Below are 1,138 nucleotides of genomic sequence, written 5' to 3'. Positions count from 1 at the left end.
TAGTGTCCTGATCGAGAAGTTTATATGATTATCCTGATGGCAGGGGTAATCGAATGGGACGTGTAGCGGTTGCGATTGAACTGACGGCATTGGAGCGTCAGGAACTGGAATCTCTGGCAAGGGCGCGCAAGACGGGCCAGGCGCTTGCGCGGCGAGCCCGTATTGTCCTTGCCGCAGCCGATGGGCATGAGAACAAGGCGATCCGTGACCTGACGGGCGCGGACATCAACACGGTTGGCAAGTGGCGCCGGCGTTTTGCAACGGACCGTCTGGACGGGCTTTACGATGAACCCCGGCCGGGGACACCACGCTCGATCGGCGACGGGGAAATCGCGGAGACGATCCGCCGGACACTGGAAGAAACCCCGCGCGGTGCTACGCATTGGTCGCTGCGCTCGATGGCACAGGCCGTGGGATATGCACCGTCAACGATCCATCGCATCTGGAAAGCGTTCGGGTTACAGCCGCATCGAACAGAGACCTTCAAACTGTCGAACGACCCCCTCTTCGTGGAGAAGGTCCGCGACATCGTTGGTCTGTATATGGCACCGCCGGAGCGTGCGCTGGTACTGTGCGTGGATGAGAAGAGCCAGATCCAGGCGCTGGATCGCAGCCAGCCCATGCTCCCGATGCGGCCCGGCCAGGTCGAGCGGCGGACACATGACTATACCCGCCACGGTACGACCTCACTGTTCGCAGCTCTCGACATTGCCACCGGCACCATCATTGGAAAGTGTTATCCGAAGCACCGATCCACGGAATTCCGCAAATTCCTTGACCAGATCGAAACCAATGTGCCGACTGACCTCGATATCCATCTGGTGATGGATAACTATGCCACCCACAAGACGAAGCTGATCCGTGACTGGTTGGCCAGGCGCCCGCGCTGGCACGTTCATTTTACGCCGACCGGGGCCTCATGGATCAATCAGGTGGAGCGGTTTTTCGCTCTCGTCACTGAAAAGCAGATCAGGCGCGGCATTCACCGTTCGACCGAAGCCCTGGAGGCCGACATCAGGGCTTTCATCGCCGTCCATAACGAACAGCCCAAGCCCTTCAAATGGACCAGATCCGCCGACGACATCCTGCAGGCCGTCAAGCGATTCTGCCTCCGTACTACCAAAATCAGCGAAACTTC

The 1,138-nt window shown here is 59.1% G+C and carries 1 protein-coding gene; it reads left to right on the top strand.

Features of this window, described 5'->3' with window-relative positions; genetic code table 11:
- Positions 1-53: 53 nt before the first annotated feature.
- The coding region (locus AC1RQ9_RS18960; protein ID WP_458136697.1) for an IS630 family transposase at positions 54-1,138 on the top strand (1,085 nt) is incomplete at its 3' end.

The sequence above is a fragment of the Komagataeibacter ossonobensis genome (assembly GCF_057359305.1).
This window is presented reverse-complemented; position numbering and strand designations above follow the sequence as displayed.